The 17965-nt window shown below is 63.8% G+C and carries 17 protein-coding genes; 8 read left to right on the top strand and 9 right to left on the bottom strand.

The annotated features are described in order from the left end of the window. Positions 1 to 49 precede the first annotated feature (49 nt). Positions 50 to 544, bottom strand: a complete 495-nt coding sequence (locus ISP15_RS10245; protein WP_404547206.1) for a DUF6496 domain-containing protein — start codon at positions 542 to 544, stop codon at positions 50 to 52. 176 nt (positions 545 to 720) lie between these two features. Between ISP15_RS10245 and ISP15_RS10240 the strand changes: the two genes are divergently transcribed. Continuing rightward, a complete protein-coding gene (locus tag ISP15_RS10240; protein ID WP_404547205.1) occupies positions 721 to 1734 on the top strand; it encodes a cupin-like domain-containing protein in 1014 nt (337 codons plus the stop codon). 106 nt (positions 1735 to 1840) lie between these two features. Further along, a complete protein-coding gene (locus ISP15_RS10235; protein WP_404547204.1) occupies positions 1841 to 2878 on the top strand; it encodes an LLM class flavin-dependent oxidoreductase in 1038 nt (345 codons plus the stop codon). A 187-nt stretch (positions 2879 to 3065) separates the two neighbouring features. Here ISP15_RS10235 and ISP15_RS10230 read toward each other — a convergent pair whose 3' ends face one another. Further along, complete coding sequence (locus ISP15_RS10230; protein ID WP_404547202.1) at positions 3066 to 3467, bottom strand: type II toxin-antitoxin system VapC family toxin; 402 nt, start codon at positions 3465 to 3467, stop codon at positions 3066 to 3068. Positions 3468 to 3475: 8 nt separating this feature from the next. After that, positions 3476 to 3718 carry an antitoxin gene (locus tag ISP15_RS10225; protein ID WP_404547201.1) on the bottom strand — a complete coding sequence of 81 codons (243 nt, stop codon included), beginning with the start codon at positions 3716 to 3718 and terminating at the stop codon, positions 3476 to 3478. 405 nt (positions 3719 to 4123) lie between these two features. On the opposite strand from ISP15_RS10225, the gene ISP15_RS10220 reads away from it, so the two are divergent. Genes ISP15_RS10220 through ISP15_RS10200 form a run of 5 tightly spaced genes read left to right on the top strand, consistent with a single transcriptional unit; the run spans position 4124 to position 9480 of the window. After that, positions 4124 to 4615, top strand: coding sequence for a MarR family transcriptional regulator (locus ISP15_RS10220; protein WP_404547200.1), 492 nt, complete (start codon positions 4124 to 4126; stop codon positions 4613 to 4615). Positions 4616 to 4624: 9 nt separating this feature from the next. Further along, positions 4625 to 6748 (top strand): FUSC family protein, encoded by a 2124-nt coding sequence (locus ISP15_RS10215; protein ID WP_404547199.1) that lies wholly within the window; start codon positions 4625 to 4627, stop codon positions 6746 to 6748. Then, complete coding sequence (locus tag ISP15_RS10210) at positions 6738 to 6935, top strand: DUF1656 domain-containing protein (RefSeq protein ID WP_404547198.1); 198 nt, start codon at positions 6738 to 6740, stop codon at positions 6933 to 6935. The genes ISP15_RS10215 and ISP15_RS10210 overlap by 11 nt, the downstream gene beginning before the upstream one ends. Positions 6936 to 6965: 30 nt before the next feature. Next, positions 6966 to 7988: a biotin/lipoyl-binding protein gene (locus tag ISP15_RS10205; protein ID WP_404547197.1), complete on the top strand. Its 1023-nt coding sequence runs from the start codon at positions 6966 to 6968 to the stop codon at positions 7986 to 7988. A 7-nt stretch (positions 7989 to 7995) separates the two neighbouring features. Further along, complete coding sequence (locus tag ISP15_RS10200) at positions 7996 to 9480, top strand: efflux transporter outer membrane subunit (RefSeq protein WP_404547195.1); 1485 nt, start codon at positions 7996 to 7998, stop codon at positions 9478 to 9480. A gap of 73 nt (positions 9481 to 9553) precedes the next feature. Here ISP15_RS10200 and ISP15_RS10195 read toward each other — a convergent pair whose 3' ends face one another. The 5 genes from ISP15_RS10195 to ISP15_RS10175 all read right to left on the bottom strand — a co-directional run bounded on the left by ISP15_RS10195 (position 9554) and on the right by ISP15_RS10175 (position 15956). Next, positions 9554 to 10984, bottom strand: a complete 1431-nt coding sequence (locus tag ISP15_RS10195) for a porin family protein (protein WP_404547194.1) — start codon at positions 10982 to 10984, stop codon at positions 9554 to 9556. Positions 10985 to 11031: 47 nt separating this feature from the next. After that, the gene (locus ISP15_RS10190) at positions 11032 to 11613 is read right to left on the bottom strand and encodes an acetate uptake transporter (RefSeq protein ID WP_404547193.1); all 582 of its coding nucleotides are present in this window, start codon (positions 11611 to 11613) and stop codon (positions 11032 to 11034) included. An 882-nt stretch (positions 11614 to 12495) separates the two neighbouring features. Continuing rightward, entirely contained in the window at positions 12496 to 14076 is a 1581-nt protein-coding gene (locus tag ISP15_RS10185; protein WP_404547192.1) for a phospholipase D family protein, read from the bottom strand. 180 nt (positions 14077 to 14256) lie between these two features. Further along, entirely contained in the window at positions 14257 to 14865 is a 609-nt protein-coding gene (locus tag ISP15_RS10180; protein ID WP_404547191.1) for a nucleotidyltransferase family protein, read from the bottom strand. Beyond that, complete coding sequence (locus tag ISP15_RS10175) at positions 14865 to 15956, bottom strand: XdhC family protein (RefSeq protein ID WP_404547190.1); 1092 nt, start codon at positions 15954 to 15956, stop codon at positions 14865 to 14867. Before ISP15_RS10175 ends, ISP15_RS10180 begins: the two co-directional genes overlap by 1 nt. A 330-nt stretch (positions 15957 to 16286) precedes the next feature. On the opposite strand from ISP15_RS10175, the gene ISP15_RS10170 reads away from it, so the two are divergent. Further along, positions 16287 to 16892: a peroxiredoxin gene (locus ISP15_RS10170; RefSeq protein ID WP_404547189.1), complete on the top strand. Its 606-nt coding sequence runs from the start codon at positions 16287 to 16289 to the stop codon at positions 16890 to 16892. Between the two features lie 56 nt (positions 16893 to 16948). Here the strand turns inward: ISP15_RS10170 and ISP15_RS10165 are convergent, their stop codons facing one another. Further along, complete coding sequence (locus tag ISP15_RS10165; RefSeq protein WP_404547188.1) at positions 16949 to 17959, bottom strand: glycoside hydrolase family 16 protein; 1011 nt, start codon at positions 17957 to 17959, stop codon at positions 16949 to 16951. Positions 17960 to 17965 lie beyond the last annotated feature (6 nt).

Here is a 17965-nt window from a genome sequence, read left to right as displayed (position 1 = left end):
CGCGATGTATTGTCCCGCCGGGTTCATGGTGCCGGGATGGACGTCAGTATCAGCGCCTGGCCCGGCGGGCGCGTGTGCGCGCGGCTTTTTTGGCAGCGGCAGACCGTTCGCTGGCACCTTTGGTGCGCGCGGCCTTTTTCGCGGCGGCCGAGCGCGCACTGCGGCCGCGCTTGGCTGCCGCGCTCGTGGCCTGTCGCGACAAGGCCTCGGTCGAGGCCGCTTCGCCGCTTTCCCGCTGTAATGCCTGCTCGGTGGCGCGGGCTCGCCGCGCGGACTTCGGACGATGCGCTTTCCCGGCCGCAAGATCCTGCTCGGCCTTCTTCTGCGTGCGCTTGCTGGTGGTTTTCTTGGCGGGAAGCCGCACGCCATCGCGCCTGGCCATGGACAGGCCGATCGCGATGGCTTGCTTGGTGGAGCGCGCGCCATGCACGCCCTTGCGAATCCGCTCGATTTCTTCGCGAACGTATTCACCGGCCTGGGTGCTGGGCGATTTGCCTTCGCGCTGGTCTTTTTGCGCCGCGCGGCGTGTGCGTTCCTCAGGCATGGTATTTCCTCACTGCCGATGGTTGCGGGCATGACTACTTTTTCACGCCGCGGGTCGAGCGGGTGTCAAGGAAGGGAGATGCAGCGTGGCCGAGGTGAACGCCATCGCCACCCATGGCCGCAAGCCTGCGCTAAGCTCGCCGCTTAAGGCTGTCTGGCAGACTGCGAGGGGATCTCATGGCTCATGTCGAATTGAGGCCGGTCGTCCACGTCGATGACGAGTGGCGCCGCTGGATCGCGGAAAACCTGCTGCTGGACGGCCCGCCGCAGGGCATCTACGAACAGATGATGCGCGCCGGCGTTCCGCACGAAGAGGCCGTGCGGGAATTGCAGCAGGCGATGGCTAGCCCTTACCTGGCCGGTGCACAGCGATTGCGCAATCGCCTGGCCAAGCACGATTGGGTACTGGAAACGCAGCGCCATATGAATCGCCTGCGTACCCCGGAAGTGCCGCGCCGGCACCAGCTGTCGCGTGCTGAATTCCTGGAGGCGTATTACACCGCCGGCCGGCCGGTGATCATTACCGGAATGATGGAGGACTGGCCTGCGATGAACCGTTGGGGACTGGATTATTTCAAGCAGCGTTGCGGCGACCGCGAAGTGGAAATCCAGTTCGGCCGCGATGCGGATGCGCATTACGAACTGCGCAAGACGGCGCATCGCAAGACCATGTTGTTCGGCGATTACGTGGAACTGGTGCGCAACGCCGGCCGTAGCAACGATTTCTACATGACCGCCTACAACGAAGGCACCAACCGCACCGCGCTGGCGGAGCTATGGCAGGACGTGGTGCAACTGCCCGAATACCTGGAAGGCGAGGGCGGATTCCTGTGGTTCGGTCCGGCCGGCACGATCACCCCGTTCCATCACGACCTGACCAACAATTTCATGGCGCAGGTCATGGGACGCAAGCGACTGCTGCTGATGCCGGCGTGCGAGGTTGGCCATGTCTACAACCATGAGCATTGCTTCACCCACGTCGATGGACGGCAGATCGATCTGGTCCGCTATCCGCGCATGGCGGACGTGCAGGTGCTTTCTTGTACGTTGAACCCGGGCGAAGTTTTGTTTTTGCCGGTCGGCTGCTGGCACTTCGTGGAAGGCCTGGATATCTCGGCCACGATGACTTTCACCAACTTCCGCTGGGACAACGATTTCACTGCCGAGTATCCGTCGCAACAGGCGTTCTGACGCACGCCGGTTGCGGGGCAAACGATTCGCCGCGAAGCGTGCAAGGCCATGCTGGGAAAGAAGTCGCGTGCCCCCAGATAGGGGCTTCATCACAGAGAGTCCCGGCATGATTCCTTTTTCCGTACTCGATCTTGCGCCTGTCACTGAAGGCAGCACGCCCGCGCAGGCCTTTGCCAATACATTGGACCTGGCTCGCTGGGCCGAGCATCTAGGCTACCGGCGCTATTGGCTGGCCGAGCACCACAACATGCCGGGCATCGCCAGCGCGGCGACCGCGGTATTGATCGGCCATGTGGCGGGCGGAACGTCGCGCATCAAGGTAGGAGCGGGCGGCATCATGCTGCCCAATCATGCGCCGCTGCAGGTGGCCGAGCAGTTCGGCACGCTGGCGTCGCTGTATCCGGGCCGCATCGACCTCGGATTGGGGCGCGCGCCCGGCACCGACCAGGCTACCGCGCGCGCCTTGCGCCGTTACTACGAGGGCGCCGAGACCTTCCCGAACGACGTGCAGGAATTGCTGGCGTTCTTCGAGCCGGCCGCACCCGGACAGACCGTGCGCGCAGTACCGGGCGCCGGCGTCGACGTGCCGGTGTGGCTGTTGGGGTCGAGCCTTTTCAGTGCGCAACTGGCGGCCGCGCTAGGCTTGCCGTTTGCCTTCGCCTCGCATTTCGCGCCGGATGCCATGGATGAAGCGCTGAGGCTTTACCGGCGCGACTTCCGGCCATCGGCGCGCCTGGAAAAACCCTATGCCATGCTCGGCGTCAACGTGGTCGCCAGCGACAGCGATTACCAGGCGCGGCGCCTCTTTACCACCCAGCAGCAGAGTTTCATCAACCTGCGCCGTGGCCGCCCGGGCCTGATCCCGCCGCCGATCGATGATATTGAAATCTATTGGACGCCGGCCGAAAAGCAGATCGTTGAGCGTGCGCTTGCCTGTGCCGTGGTGGGCAGCCCCGACACCGTGCGCGCCGGCCTGGCTGCTTTTATCGAGCGTCATCGACCGGACGAACTGATGCTGACCGCCAATGTGTTCGACCACGCGGCGCGCAAACGTTCCTTCGAGTTGGCGATGGCGGCAATGCAGGGGCTGCAAGCTGGGAGCCCGGAAAATCTGCCAACCGAACTCCATCGGCCAGACGCTTGATAAGGCTGGCCTGTATCAATGTAATCAGGAGCGGTGGTTTAAGCCGGGCCGCCGAAAATCCGCTACGTCGGCAACGCAAGATTCCATGCGCTGGGTGCCGTCGAATTTGGGTAAGCGACGCAGCGCTTCCTGCTCTGCGTCTGAGAGGATGGAAAGTAACTTGTTCTTTGCCGCTGCGGCGCCCGCTTCACCCGTCGTCGGTCCAGTCATCGACGGCGAGTGTCCCATCGGGAATCAGGGCGAACGCCTTGTCGCGGGTGACGAGCGTCGCGTTGGCAGCCACGGCATGGGCTGCAATCATCATATCGAGTGCTCCCAAGGTGATGCCCGCCGATGTGCAGGAAGCGCGTAGATCGCCGTAGACCGTAGCGGCGCATTCATCCCACGGCAATGTCTCTACGCGGAGCAGAAATTCCCGGATGACATTAGCAAGCGCAGCGGGGTGGCCTTTACGGGCTAGTCCGTAAAGCAGTTCCGCTTGGGTGACGGCGGAAATGACGATGCTATCCATGGGCAACGCGACGAGTCGCTCGCGGACTTCAGGCGGATGTCCCTTGATGACGTAACTCGCCATAGTCGTATCGAGCATGAATCGACTCAAAGCAGGCTCCTTTCCTCGGCGGGCACGTCTTCACGGTCCGCCAGGAAATCCGCTGGCAGCTTGGCGCGGTCGGCAAGTTCGAAAAACTCCTGCCAGGAAGCGGGCTTCGGCGATAGCACGACATCGCCGGTGTGGGGATCCCGGTGAATGAACACTTCGGACCCTTGGAAGCGGAATTCCCGCGGTAGCCGGACGGCTTGGCTTCGCCCGGTCATGAACAGCTTGGCGGTGGCGGACATGGTGAGCCTCCTCTTGATACCTATCATCAGGATATATCCAAGCACAATATATATCAACGATATCTATTTTGAATGGCGGCGATGGTCGATTCAGATATGACTTTGCCGAAGCATCGGATCGCAACGCTCCAGCAGGCCCGTATCCCTAACAAACAATTCGCCTAATTGCCCTATGCATACCGATGACCACTGTTGTCCGTGCTTACTTGCGTGCATCAATGGGACGAACAGGACACGCGGCGTGCGTGGATCAATGGCGGGATTGCGTGCTCGCAGCAGGGCGAGGGGCGCACAAGATTTGGTGGAAATATAGGGCATGCCATGCGTGCAAGCTGATTTATAAATTGATATTACATTTATATAATGTATACTTATGAAGTAAATTCCTTCGCCTGGAAGTTCGCCATGTCCGATTTTGCATCCACCGAGCAGCGACTGGCGGTGACCTGCCGCCGCTATCCCGGTTTTCCGCGGCGCCCAGGCGTGCTGGTGAGGCTGATCAAGCATATCCACAAGCTGTTGCATGACGAGGCCAACCTGCTGCTCAAGCCCTATGGCGTCAATCATCCGGAGTACAACCTGCTGATGATGCTGTACGGCACGGCCAGCGGTACGATGTCCCCGTCGGAGCTGGCGGACGCCGCGGGCGAGAAATCGGCCAATATCACCCGGCTGACCAACGAGCTGAGCGAGAAGGGCTTGATCGCCCGCAACGCCAGCGCCGACGACCGGCGCAAGGTCGAACTGAGCTTGACGTCGCAGGGACAGCAGTTGATCGAGAGTTTCCTTCCGGATATCTGCAAGTTGCTGGTGCGGCAGGGGCGGCACCTGACGGTTTCGGAGCAGATCCAGCTTGAAAAGCTGTTGAAGAAATTCCTGGGCGGCTTGGCAGACTGAAGGTCATCAATGTCCGTCACCGACATCAACGCAACGCCTCTTTCCACACGCGAATTCCTCGTTGCCGGCCTGCGCGAGGAAAGCGGAACCTGGCTGTTCGTGTTCAAGTCGCTGCTGGCTTTCTACGTTACCGGCTGGCTGGCGATGCGGCTGGCCTTGCCGCAGCCGTCGACGGCGATGCTCACTACCGTCATCGTTGCCAACCGGCAGACCGGCATGGTGCTGGCCAAGAGCTTCTATCGCGGTATCGGTACCTTGCTCGGTGCGCTGGTGGCGCTGCTGATCGTGGCGTTGTTCCCGCAGCAACGGGTGTTGTTCCTGTCCGCGCTATCGCTGTGGATCGGCCTGTGCGCCGGCGGTGCCACGCTGTATCGCAATTTCAAATCCTATGCGTTCGTGTTGGCCGGCTACACCGCGGCGATCGTGGCGCTGCCGGTAGTGGGCCATCCGCTGGACGTGTTCGACTCCGCCGTATGGCGTGTGAGCGAGGTGCTGCTGGGCCTGGCCGTTTCCGGCGCGGTGAGCGACCTGGTATTGCCCAGCCGCATCCGCGACGACATGCGCCGCACGGCGCGCGCGCAGTTCGCCAATTTTATCGAATTCGTGCAGCGGGCGATGGCCGGCAAGGTGGCGCGCAGCGATCTGGAATACGCCCACCTGCGTTTTGTCCGCGATGCGGTAACCCTGGAAGACCTGCGCAGCTCGGTGATTTTTGAGGATCCGGAAGCGCGCGCCCGCAGCGGCCACATGCTGTTGTTCAACCAGCGCTTCATGGCCGCCTCGACCAGCCTGCAGACCTTGCACCACCTGATCAATCGCCTCAAGCGCAATGGCCACGAGGTACCGGCCAATGCGTTGATCGCGCTCTACCAGCCGCTTAGCGACGCATTCAACGCACCGACCGAGGCCGGGACCGCTGCGCGCGTGTTGCTGCCGCGGTTGGACAGCGCGCGCAAGGCGATCAACGGGCGCGAGGCTGCGGCGCGCGCGGCGATGAACTCCGATCACGACGTACTCGACTTCGACACGGGCGTCAGCGTACTGGATCGCTTCATCGACGAGCTTTACGCCTACGTCGACACCGCTTCCGTATTGCAGGCGCCCAGGCTGGCCGGCGCGGCCGAGCGCGTGCGTTTCGAGCGCGGCAACGATTTCATCGGCGCGGGCCTGGCCGTGCTGCGCACCACCCTGACCATGGGCGCGCTGAGCTTGTTCTGGATCGGCTCGGCCTGGCCGCTGGGTTCCTCGGCCATGCTGCTGGCCACCATTTTTGCCGGCCTGTATGCGTCCACGCCGAATCCGGCGCAATCGGTCAAGGCGACCTTCGCCGGCTATCTGCTCGGCATGTCCGCCAGTTTTGTCTGCGTATTCTTCGTGCTCACGCAAATGGACGGCTATGTGCTGCTGGTTGCCGGCTCGGCACCGTTCCTGATGGTTGGCTTGGCGATGGTGGCCTGGCCGTCGACAACTCGCATTGGCGTCGGCTATTGCATGGGTTTTGCCTACATCCTCGCGGCGAAGAATGAGATGAGCTTCGACGGCGTGCATTTCCTCAACGACATGCTGGCGCAACTGGCCGGCCTGGCCGCCGCCGGCGTGGCCTTCGTGTTCGTGCCGCCGGCGATCGGCAGCCTGTGGCTGCGCCGCCGCCAGCTGGAACGCTTGCGGCGGCAGGTGGGACTGGCCGCCACCGCGCCGCTGTCCGGCCTGCGCAGCCGCTTCGAAAGCATCAATCACGACCTGTTCGGCCAGATCGTCGCCCAGACCGAGCGCGGCAGCCACGATTCCCGCACGCTGCTCGCCTGGGCCTTGTCGGTGCACGAAGTCGGTCGCACGTTGATCGAGTTGCGCAACGATATGGCCGGCCGCCCGTTGCCCGAGGACATTCGCGAAGCCGTCGGACGCGCCGTCGATGCGCTGGCCCGCCTTTATGACCAGCCCGGTTCGCCCGCTTACCTGCACGCGCGCCAAGCCATCGCCGCCGCCATCGTGATGACCGATGGCGACGAAGCCACCCGGCCGCTGCTGGATCACTTGCACCTGCTGCGGCTGGCCTTGCTCGACGACCAATCGGTGCTTGCCGTTTACATGCCCGCTCTTCCACCCGCGCAGGGAACTGCCCATGCCTCGTGAAATCGCCCTCGGCGGCGCGCTCGTTCCCGGCTTGCTGGTCTGGTTCATCCTCTCGCTGGCCTTGCTGGTGCTGTTCGACTGGATCGTTGGCCGCTACGGCCTTTATCGATACGTCTGGCACCCGGCGCTATTCCGGCTGGCTTTGTTTGTCTGCATCTTCGGCAGCGTCGCGCTGCTGATCTACTGACTGACGGCGAATGTCTCGCCAGTGACCCTCATGAAAACGACCCTGTACCTGCGCATCGCCATTACCGCCATCGTCGTATTGCTAGCCGTAATCATCGGGTATGCGTTGTGGCGGCACTACATGTATTCGCCATGGACCCGCGACGGGCGCGTGCGCGCTGATGTCGTGCGCATCGCGCCGGACGTCTCCGGCCTGGTCACGGCGGTCAACGTGGTCGACAACCAGATCGTCAAGCAAGGCGACGTGCTGTTCGTGATCGACCATGCCCGCTACGACGATGCGCTGGAGCAGGCCAAGGCCAATCTCGCGGCGGCGCAGGCCCAGGTGGCCGCGGCCAATGCCAACATCGATGCGGCCAGGGCCGGTACGGCGCAGAGCCGCTCCAACTTCGACATGTACGCGGCACAATCGGAGCGTCGCCAGGCATTGGCGGATGTGGTGTCCAACGAAGACCGTGCGAATGCCCGCGCCACCGCCGACGCCGCGCGGGCCACCTTGAGCAGGGCGCAGGCCGGCCAGGAACAGGCGCTGGCCGCGCAACAGCAGGCGCTGGCCGCGGTAAAGCAGGCACAAGCCGCGCTGGCGACCGCGCAACTCAATGTGCAACGCACCGAGGTGCGCGCGCCGGTCGATGGCTACGTCACCAACCTGCTGGTACGTGTGGGCGACTACGCCAGTGCCGGTGCGCCACGGCTGGCGCTGATCGACCGCCATTCGTTCTGGGTAGACGGCTATTTCGAGGAAACCAAGCTGCCGCACTTGCACATCGGCGATCCGGTCGACATCCGCCTGATGAGCGGCGGCGTGCGCTTGCACGGTACGGTGGAAGGCATTGCCCGCGGTATTGCCGGCGCTGTCGATCCGGTCGGCAACGACCTGCTCGCCAATATCGATCCCACCTTCAACTGGGTACGGCTGGCGCAGCGTGTGCCGGTGCGCGTGCGCATCGATACCGAACACATGCCGGCCGATACGGTGCTGGTGGCAGGGCAGACCGCCACTCTGATCGTGCACCCGGATGCGCGCGGCGCCGCGGTCACGGCGGTGCGGTGAACATGCCATGCGTTCGATCATGAACCTGTTTTCGCGCATGCCTGTGCGCTATTCCGTGGCCGCCGTGCTCGCGCTGTGCATAGTGCTCGCCGGCTGCGCCACGCCCGATGGCCTGCACCCCACCGGCAAGACGCTGGACGCGACCCGGCTCAGGAGCGAGCAAAGCCTTGCCGGCGTGCCGCTCAGTCCCGCTGCATGGCCGGCGCAGGACTGGTGGGTGGGTTATGGCGATCCGCAGCTGGCTACGCTGATCGACGAAGCGTTGCAGAACAATCCAGACCTGGCCGATGCCGAAGCGCGCGCACGCCAGGCCCAGGCCGTTGCCGATAGCGCCAACGCCGCGCGCATGCCGCAGGCGGAATGGGATGCCAGCCTGATCGGCGCGCGCTTTTCCAGCAAGGATCCGATCTATCCGAGCTACGCGCTGGGTACCTTCGCCTGGGGCAAATCCGCCACCGCCAATTTTTCCTGGGATCTGGACCTGTGGGGCGGCAAGCGCGCTGCCTGGGAAGCGGCGCTCGGCCGCAGCCGCGCGGCGCAGATCGAAGCGCATGCGGCGCGGATCCAGTTGTCCGTCAACGTGGCACGCGCCTATGTCGCGCTCGGCTACGCCTTCGCGCAGCAGGATGTCGCCGCAGGGGAGCTGCAACGCGCCAGCCAGACCCTCGCCTTGACGCGCCGGCTGCTTGCCGGCGGACTCGGCACGACCCAGCAGGAAGCGTTCGCCGATGCGCAGGTGGCAAGCGCGCAGCAGCAGCAGGCGCAAGCCGCGCGTGCCATCGATGCCGCGCGCAGCAGTCTTTCCGTGCTGCTGGGGCAGGGGCCCGATCGCGGCTTGCGCATCGCGCGTCCGCGCATGCTCAACCCCGGCCAGGTCGCGCTGCCGGATACCTTGCCGGTGAACCTGCTCGGCCGTCGCGCCGACCTGGTGGCCGCGCGTTGGCAGGTCGAAGCGGCAGCGCGCGACATCAAGGCCGCGCGCATCGATTTCCTGCCGAACATCAGCCTCAGCGCGATGGCCGGCTTCGTTGCCGTCGGTGGCAGCACCAGCCTGTTCCAACTGCCGGCACGCACCTACGATGCAGGGCCGGCGCTGACCTTGCCGATCTTCGACGGCGGCCGGCTGCGCGCGAATCTCGCCGGCGCCGACGCCGGCTACGACGAAGCGGTATCGCACTACAACAGCCTGTTGATCAGCGCGGTGAACGGCGTCGCCGATCTGGTCTCCGCGTTGTCCTCGGTGCGCACGCAGATCGCGCTGGAACAGCGCGCCAGGCAGGATGCGGAAAAAAGCTGGAAGGATGCGCTATCGGCGTACCGGGGCGGCGTAAGCGGCCCGCTCACGCCACTGGCGAGCCGCCAGCAATTGCTGCTCGCCGACGAGCGCCTGGCAGTATTGCAAAGCCAGCAGATGGATCTTTCCATCCGCCTGATCGATGCGCTGGGCGGCGGGTACGGTTCGTCCGCAGCGGCCGGCCACGCGAGCCAATGACCATTTCCGCCATGCCGGTGCATGGGTATCCGGCGCAACGCCGCGCAACCTCGTTACGCGGAGCACGCTTGCCTCAGAACTTGTACATGGCGCTTACGTTGATCTGGTTGCCGCCGGTGGCGAGGCGATTGTCGCCATTGGTGGTGGTGTTGAGAATGGCGTGGATCCACTCCAGCGCAAATGCGTAGTCGCCCACCGCATATTCCACGTTCGCGGCCACCTGGCGATTCCTCAGCAGGCCGGTCGAACCGTTGTTCAACCATGCGAACACGTCATTGGAACTGGGCTTGCTGAGGGCGTAGAACAGGTGCGCGCTCCAGTTGGGCGTGAAATTGTAGCCGCCGGAAACGTACCCGCCCTTGTCCTTGATATCGCCGAACTGCGACAGGTCGCCGAAGATCTGCCCGATGCCCTTGCCGTCGTAGACCACGCTCTTGAACACCCAGGGTCCAGGCGTCCACTGGCCACCCAGCTCGACCGCTTCGCTGGAAAACTGACGCTTGACCGGCGCCGGTTCGGTGCCGCCCACGCCGGTCAGGTTGATCTGGCTCCAATGCGCCGCGGCGAACAGCATCCATTGCTTTTCCTGCTCCACGTGCAGCTTGGCTTCGATCTGCGGGCGGAAGCCGGCATTGCCGGCGCTGGTGTAGTTGATCGGGCTGCCGGGGCTGCTCCAGGCCCCTTCGAAACCGCCCACATCCAGCCGCCATGCCGGGCCGTCCGAACCATGGTTGAGATCCTGCGAATACACGATGCCGGGGAAGCGCCAGCCGATGATGCCAGTGCCATACCCCAACGGAAACGCGATGTGGCTGAGCGAATCGGGCAAGTCGTCCAGCGGGAACATCAGATCCCACATCTGGCCGATCTTGATGGTGCTGCCCGCCACCGGGTTCTCCATCACCATGTAGGCCTGGCGCAGGCGCGGCAGCGGTTGCTGCTGGGCATAAGCGCCGGTGCCGTTGTTGCCGCCGAAGAAATCCATTTCCAGGTGCGCGCCGCCGGTCCAGTCGCCGGCGATTTTTGCGCCGGTGAGGTCGAACCAGAAGCGCGTATTGCGTACATCCACGCCGCTGAGGCTGCCGGCCGACCCCGGCACCGGATATTCGGCGTTCTGGCCGTTGCCGTAGGTGAAACTCCGGTTCTGGCTGAAAGCCGTGGCATCGATGAAACCATGGAATGCCACCGACAGGCCCGGCGCACTGGTGAATGCAGGAGCCGACTTGGCCGGCGCCGCAGCCACGGTTTGTGCCTGCGCTTGCTGCACCTGCTGCGTCTGCTGGATTTGCGCCTGCTGCCGGGTCTGCTGGGTTTCCAGCTGCGTGAGCGCGGCGTGCAACTGTTGCAGATCCTGCTGTTGCTGATCGAGCCGCTGCTGTTGTTTTTCGACGAGTGCCTTGAGCGCCTTGATCTGCGCATCCCTGCTGTCCGATTGCGCAAAAGCCGGAGCGGTAAAAGCGAGGCCCAGTGTGGCGAGGGCCAGGAACAGACTATGTCGTTTCATGGAAAGCTCCTTGAGCGTGGCGTTCTCGAACATCGTGATGGAAGGCGTCAGCGTGAAGCGCCGGGTGCGCCGATCGGCAGGACTGCCCGTTTGTGCCCCTCGTTGATGATCTCGGCGGCCGACAGATAGAAGGCCAGCAAGGCGGTGAGCAGGCCGAAGTAGCCGCCGGCCACGTGCAGTCCGCTCATGCCGGTCCATTCGCCGGCCGCCAGCAGGAAAAAAGTGATCCACAGCGCCAGGAAAATAAACTGCAATGCGCGAGCGGCATGCAGCGTGCCGATCCACATGTAGAACGTGAACACGCCCCACATAAACAGATACCAGCCTACGAAGGCCGCCGGCACCTTGTCGTGCAGGAACAGCACGAACAGCGCGAACGACCACCAGAACGCGCCATAGCTGACGAAAGCGGTAGCGCCGAATGTATTGCCGCGCGGCAGTTCCATGACGCCGGCGATCATCTGTGCGGTGCCGCCGTAAGCCATGGCCACGGCAAGCACCATGTTCATGGCGTCGCCGGCGAACCAGCCGGCGTTGATCATGCTCAGCAACCATGTCGTCAAGGCAAAGCCGGCCAGCCCTAGCGGCGCCGGATTCGAAAATCGCGCAACTGCATGCTCGTGGCTCATTGCAGGGACCTCCCACAGGTAGGCGTGCGTATAACGCATCGTTTGCGGCGCGGGCTCTTGAGCGGGACGCCACTAACTAACTTTCCCTTATCGGCGCTGCTTCAGCGCTTTAACCGAGGTGCGTTCGGCGCCGATCCATGCGTGGATCGCTTGTCCCGATGCCAATATGCTATGCGTTGATCCAGTTGCGTCGACGCGCACGCGCCGACACGAGGTATCGCGCCGGCATGCATGCTGTCGTCGTAAGGGTGCGCGCCAGTTTCGACATGGGCTCCTCCCCTCCAATGCCTGGAACAAAAAAACAGGCCGTGTACCGGCGATATGATGCTGCCGATGTGGTGCTGCACAGCAGCAGGCAGCAGAACGCCGGTCGATGGGTGTGACTTGTACAGAATCGCGAAGGAAAAAAATAGACGCTTTCGAGGCATTTTTCGCGTGCGGCACGGAAAAGTCGCCGCCGGCCCGGGTGCGGGCAGGTCGCCTTTTCGCGAGAGAAGCCTAGGGATGCTCTGATCGATGCTACGTAGGCGTCACCAGCTCTGTCTGTTCGCAGACCATAGGTTCGTCGGCGCACGCGGAGAGGGTACATGGATGTACCCGGCTTTGAGGAGCGAGGAAGGCAGACTGGCCGTCTGTCGAGACGACGGGCCGCACGCGCGGGGAGAGTGCATGGATGCACTCGGCTTTGAGGAGCGAGGAAGGGATGCGGACAGACAGAGCTGGCCCCAACATATTGAATTTAAAGCGATGGGGTGATGACCAGAAGGCACGCAGAGTGCGCCGCGCGGCTTGGCAAGACGGCCAGTCTTCCCGGCGCCGCACAACACACTCTGCGAGCCTTCTGGACATCATGCCGCCTGCGTAGCATTGATCAGAGCATCCCTAGAGCAGGCTATCGATCGGCAGCAATCCCAGCAGTTTCGCTTCGATACGCCTGCCGATCGTGGTGTCAGGATCGTGATGCTCGATGAGCATGCCGTCGCCGGAAGCCACCTGCCACGCCACGCTGCCCGGTTGCCCGTCATGGTGGTCAAGCAGCACCACGCGGAAGGCGCTGTCGGGCGAGACGGCCCGGTCGAAGAATTGCGTGGTCACGGCATCGGCCAATGGCAGGGAATCCACCACGATGCCCATTTCGGTATTGAGCAGCCTGGAACGCGGGTCCATGTTCATGGAACCGATAAAGGTATAACGCCGGTCCACCACAATGGCCTTGGCATGCAGGCTGGTGCCGGAAGAACGCCCCTTTGCGCTGGGTGGATTGGCGGCGCCCTGTGGACGCAATTCGTAAAGCGCCACGCCTTCGGCCAGCAGCGGACGGCGATAGGGCGCATAGGCCGCGTCGACTTCTGGTTCGTCGGTGGCGGCCAGCGCATTGGTGAGTACCTGCACCGATACGCCGCGTTGCTGCAATTGACCCAGGTAACGCACGCCCTCGTCGCCGGGAATGAAATAGGGTGCCACCAGCAGCAGGCTGTGTTGGGCCTGGTCGGTGATGGCCTTGATTTTCGGGCCGATGCGCAACGAACGATCGTCGCGCTGTTCGGTGACTTTCTCCGGCTGGTCCGCCAGCAATCGCGCCGGTCCCCAATACCAGCTGCCCGGTTTATCGGCGGAGGGTCCATCCGGCAATTTGTCGATGACGGCCTGCGCATAATCCGATTGCGCGAACTTGCGAGCGTCATGCGCGAGCATCACACGCAGCTTCGCCAAGTCGTAAGGCTTTCCATGATGGCCGCGGAACGCGGTAACCGGATAGGCCGCGTCGCAATTCCAGTAGGCATCGAAGGCCTTTGACGCTTCCGGTACCACCGGCCCGATGGCGATCAGGTCCAGGTCGCGGAAATGCATGTCCTTGCCCACGTGGAAATAATCGTCGCCGATGTTGCGCCCGCCGATGATGGCAACCTCGTTGTCCACGATGAACGACTTATTGTGCATGCGGCGATTGAGACGACTGGCGTCAGCAAGGAACTGCATTGCCTTGGACAGCAGCGAAGGATTGCGCGTGTAAAAAGGATTGAACAGGCGCACCTCGATGTTGGGATGCGAATCGAGCGCATCCAGGGCGTTGGTCTCGTGGCTTATGTCGATATCGTCTATCAGCAGGCGCACGCGCACGCCGCGGTCGGCAGCGGCCAGCATGTGCTGCATTACCAGGCGGCCGGTCGCGTCGTTGGCGAAGATGTAGTACTGCATGTCGAGCGATTGCCTGGCGCGGTCGATCAATGCGATCCGGCTCATCAGCGCATTGGTGCTTTTGATCAGCAGGCGAAAACCCGAATCCTGCGGATGCTGCCCGACTTCGGCCTGGATGTAGCGGCCGTATGCCGTCTGCGTGGCGGGCGGCAGCGCGGTCGAAGGTTTTTTCACATAGTCCTCGCGCACTGCCGAACAAGCGCCGAGGCCCAGCGCGCAAAGCGCGAGCATGAAGCTAAGTGCGGTCCGGCCTTGCCAAGTCATCACGTCGCCTTGTTCCGAAGCAGGGAGGCGGGGCTGTGCCTGTTCGCAACAAGGTACGTGCCCCCTGACACGCCGGCAAGCTATGCGCGTGCGTGATGGCAGCTCAGGTTAAGCGAACGGGCACGGCAGCGGCGGCGCAATGTGAAGAAGATGTCATTCCACATGGTGTCGTCGAGCCTTTCAGCCGCGCCAATGCGTGCGCAGCATGACGTGCAGCAAATCTTCTTGCGTATCGATATCGGCCATTCCCTCCGACGCGAACGCTTCCACCCGCGTCGACTTTTGTTCCAGCACGGAACGCGCGCCATGCGTTCCTGACAGGTCAGCCAATGCCGCGAAGCAATCGCGAGGAAACAAGGCCGGCGGGCCCTGTACACCACGATAGACCGTAGCCAGCAAGCGATCGGGGGCTTGCGCGTGCCGTTGCAGCAGGTCGTGCACGAACGCGGCATCGAGCAGCGGCTGGTCGGCCAGGCAGATCAGTGCGGCCGAGGCCGCGGGAAAAACACGCATCAACTCGCGTACACCGGCGGCGAGCGAGTGACCCATGCCAAGCTGCCACTCCTCGCAGCGGACCACGCTGAGCGGCAGGTCGTCGAGCGCCGCCTCGACGTCCTCCGCATAGGCGCCGGTCACCGCCAGTACCGGAACATCGACCTCGAGCAGTGTGCGCGCTACGCGCCGCACCATCGCTTCCCCGGTGATGAGCGCCAGCTGCTTGGCGCCGCCGAAGCGGCTGCCCTCGCCGGCGGCAAGCAACAAGATGACGGGCGAGGTGTGGTCCGTCATCAATGGATCGCGCCACGGTTGTCGCGCAGGGATTTTGCATTGCGCCGGTTGATGACCGCCATGATCTCGGCGGCGATGGCCAAGGCGATTTCTTCCGGCGTTTCCGAGCCTATATCCAGGCCCGCGGGCGCATGCAGCGGCAAGCCGTCCAGTGCGGCGTGATCGTGCATGCGTGCCACCCGGTCACGCGACCCCAAGGCGCCAATGTAGGCAACGGGAGATCCCTGTAACGCATGCAGATAAGCAATGTCCTGTTCCAGGTTGTGCGTCATCACTACGACTGAGCTGTGCGCATCCAGCGGCAGGGCGCCGCGCAAGTGCTTCGGTTCGGCACAAACCGTGTGCAATCCGGCGGGCAGGTCGGCGGCCTGCAGGCGCGCGGGATCATGATCGACCAGCGTGGCGTGCCAGCCCAGCGCGCCGGCCAATGGCAGCAAGGCGCGCGCGGCGGCGCTGCTGCCAATGACGACCAGGGCATGCGGCGGGACAATGGTTTCCACCAGCACGTCGGCCATGCCGTTCGCACACGGCAGTTGCAGCGTGCGGGCGCGCCGTTCGCTGGCAGAGCGCGGGCTGGCCATGATGGATGCGACGAGCGCCGCTTCGCCGATCGAATCGTGCAGGATCCCATGCTCGTGCCACACCAGCCGGCGCGGCATCACGGCCGTGTCGTCCACGGCAAACAGGGTGGCCATATGCGTGGTCAGTCGCGCATCGAGGCAATACGACAGCGTGTCGATGAAATCGGTGGCCTGGATCGCCAGCAACGGCTCGACCAGCACTTCCAGTTCGCCGCCGCAGCCCATTTCGAGCAGTACGTCCAGGCCGGATTCCGCGTTGTAGCGAAGCAGCCGCGGTTCGCCGCTGCCGATCGCTTCCTGCGCGCGCGCCACGATGTCGCGTTGCGGGCAGCCGCCGGAGAGTTCGCACACCACCCGGCCGTCGCCCATTACCAGCATGCGGGTGCCAGGACGGCGAAAGGTGGAGCCGCGCGTGCGCGTCAAGGTGGCTACCGCAGCCTTGCCGGCGGCATCGCGATGCAATGTGCGCAAAGCCTCGATCAGGGTGCTTAGCTCATGGGCCGAATTCATCTTTGCCTGTCGCCATGCGAAAAGAGCAGAGTCGGTGCTGCGTGATGGCGTCAGGTATATATCGCTCAATGCCGTCATAAAGTGACGGCAGCGTGCATCGAACAGCCGCCGCGGAGCCGCCGCGATGCGGTCGCCGGCGAGGACGTGCCTGCTTTATTGGCGCCGGATGACCCACGAAATGGCCGCTGGTCGAAAGCGGCCAGCGGCATGCGGGCGCCGCCAAAGAATGATGGCCGGCAGGAGATCTGACATATTGCCAGCCGATCATGCTTGGACAACCATGCGGACGGCATTTCGGCTTTCGATCGACTTCCCGGAGGATTCGCAACCATGCACAAGCGTTTTGCAGGATGGACGTCAGGCGGCGCCCTGGCGATGCTGCTTATGGCCACGCCGGCGCTCGCGGCGCTCAAGCCCGGTGCCGCGGCGCCGGATTTCCACGCCAAGGCCAGCCTGGCCGGCAAGGAATTCAATTTCTCGCTGGCCCAGGCGCTCAAGAAAGGCCCGGTAGTGGTGTATTTCTATCCGTCGGCCTATACCGGCGGCTGTGATCTGGAGGCGCATACCTTTGCCGCGAACAAGGCCAGGTTCGAGGCCGCTGGCGCCACCATCATCGGCGTTTCGGCCGACAGCATCGGGCGGCTTGACGCCTTTTCAGCCGATCCGAGCTATTGCGCCGGGAAATTCCCGGTCGCCTCCGATGCCGACGGCAAGATCGCGGCGTCCTACGACCTGAAGGAAACAGCGGCGCAGCCGGGAGTGAACGATGTGCGCGGCGTCGCCATCGACCATGGCTTCATTGCGCGCACGACCTTCGTGATTGGCCGCGACGGCAAGATCATCGCCACGCTGTCCTCGGAAGACGATCATCTGAGGCCGGACCAGCATGTAACGAAATCGCTGGCGATCGTGCAGGGCCTGCACAAGGCTAGCTAAGGCCCTGGCAGCGCAGCGCCACGCTCAAGGCGCTGCGCTGCCTGTTGCACATGCGATCAACGCTTGACCGGCGGCGGTGTCCGCTTGGGCATTTCCGCGGCCATTTCCGTTGCGGCCGGCACTTTCTTGCCCGTTCCGGGCCGGGTCCATACCGCGACATAATCCACGACCATCGAATGCCCGGGCTCGGTCTGCGGGGTAGGCGTGGGTTTCCAGCCGGCCATCACGAACGAGAAGCCGCCGCCCATGGCGACGTCCAGCAGCATGAAATAGCCGCGCTGCTGGGTAAGGGAGCGCCACGTGTCGGCGGACAGCTGGTTCTCGGCTACCTGGTTCACCAGCTGCCCATCCACGAACCAGCGCAGCTGTTCCGGCGTCACGCTGCGGTTCCATTCGAACGTAAACGTGTGTGGCCCCGCAGTGCAGGCCTCGTGCGGACAGGGCAAGCGGCTGCCGATGCCGATCGGCTCGCCGCAGGGGCCGCCCGGATTCATGCCGCAATGGAGGATGCCCCATACCGAATCGAGCCCGTTGACGCTCTCCATGATGTCGAATTCGCCTGCGCGTGGCCACGCCATGGTGGTGCGGTAGCTGCTCCCCAGCGCCCAGAATGCCGGCCAGTAACCCAGCGCGCGCGGACCGGTCACATCCGGCATCTGGATGCGCGCCTCCATCCGCAGCATGCCGCCATCGGGCGCAGTGAAATCGTCGCGGAGAGTCTCGATGCGCCCGGACGTCCATTGCCCGCTGGCATCGCGCCGCGGGATGATCATCAGGTGGCCATGCCCATCCAGGTGGATATTGGCCGGGTCGCTGGTGTAGTTCTCGATTTCCGAGGTGCCCCAGTCGATCGGGCCATTGGGATAGCCATGCCCCGTATCGATGCGCCAATTGGTGTTCGACGGCAGCGTGCCCGCCGGGCCGGCGAAATTGTCGCCCCATTGCAGCGTCCAGCCGGCCGGCGCGGGGAGGTCGACGGCGTGCGCGAGGTTGGTAAAACCGGCGAGGCTTGCGATGAAGGAAAAGGCGAGGGCGGGAGCGCGGGGGGCGAATTTTTTAATAAGCATAGACGT

Source organism: Dyella jejuensis, from assembly GCF_044904675.1.
GTDB lineage: Bacteria > Pseudomonadota > Gammaproteobacteria > Xanthomonadales > Rhodanobacteraceae > Dyella_B > Dyella_B jejuensis.
The sequence above is the reverse complement of the archived record's forward strand: the minus strand, read 5'-3'. Positions and strand labels throughout refer to the sequence as shown.

Excerpts from the sequence above, each read along its gene's own strand:
- ISP15_RS10185 (WP_404547192.1), bottom strand. The coding sequence starts at position 14,076 with ATGACTTGGCAAGGCCGGACCGCACTTAGCTTCATGCTCGCGCTTTGC.
- ISP15_RS10165 (WP_404547188.1), bottom strand. The coding sequence starts at position 17,959 with ATGCTTATTAAAAAATTCGCCCCCCGCGCTCCCGCCCTCGCCTTTTCC.
- ISP15_RS10180 (WP_404547191.1), bottom strand. The coding sequence starts at position 14,865 with ATGACGGACCACACCTCGCCCGTCATCTTGTTGCTTGCCGCCGGCGAG.
- ISP15_RS10235 (WP_404547204.1), top strand. The coding sequence starts at position 1,841 with ATGATTCCTTTTTCCGTACTCGATCTTGCGCCTGTCACTGAAGGCAGC.
- ISP15_RS10210 (WP_404547198.1), top strand. The coding sequence starts at position 6,738 with ATGCCTCGTGAAATCGCCCTCGGCGGCGCGCTCGTTCCCGGCTTGCTG.
- ISP15_RS10170 (WP_404547189.1), top strand. The coding sequence starts at position 16,287 with ATGCACAAGCGTTTTGCAGGATGGACGTCAGGCGGCGCCCTGGCGATG.
- ISP15_RS10200 (WP_404547195.1), top strand. The coding sequence starts at position 7,996 with ATGCGTTCGATCATGAACCTGTTTTCGCGCATGCCTGTGCGCTATTCC.
- ISP15_RS10215 (WP_404547199.1), top strand. The coding sequence starts at position 4,625 with ATGTCCGTCACCGACATCAACGCAACGCCTCTTTCCACACGCGAATTC.
- ISP15_RS10245 (WP_404547206.1), bottom strand. The coding sequence starts at position 544 with ATGCCTGAGGAACGCACACGCCGCGCGGCGCAAAAAGACCAGCGCGAA.
- ISP15_RS10240 (WP_404547205.1), top strand. The coding sequence starts at position 721 with ATGGCTCATGTCGAATTGAGGCCGGTCGTCCACGTCGATGACGAGTGG.
- ISP15_RS10190 (WP_404547193.1), bottom strand. The coding sequence starts at position 11,613 with ATGAGCCACGAGCATGCAGTTGCGCGATTTTCGAATCCGGCGCCGCTA.
- ISP15_RS10175 (WP_404547190.1), bottom strand. The coding sequence starts at position 15,956 with ATGAATTCGGCCCATGAGCTAAGCACCCTGATCGAGGCTTTGCGCACA.
- ISP15_RS10195 (WP_404547194.1), bottom strand. The coding sequence starts at position 10,984 with ATGAAACGACATAGTCTGTTCCTGGCCCTCGCCACACTGGGCCTCGCT.
- ISP15_RS10220 (WP_404547200.1), top strand. The coding sequence starts at position 4,124 with ATGTCCGATTTTGCATCCACCGAGCAGCGACTGGCGGTGACCTGCCGC.
- ISP15_RS10225 (WP_404547201.1), bottom strand. The coding sequence starts at position 3,718 with ATGTCCGCCACCGCCAAGCTGTTCATGACCGGGCGAAGCCAAGCCGTC.
- ISP15_RS10205 (WP_404547197.1), top strand. The coding sequence starts at position 6,966 with ATGAAAACGACCCTGTACCTGCGCATCGCCATTACCGCCATCGTCGTA.
- ISP15_RS10230 (WP_404547202.1), bottom strand. The coding sequence starts at position 3,467 with ATGCTCGATACGACTATGGCGAGTTACGTCATCAAGGGACATCCGCCT.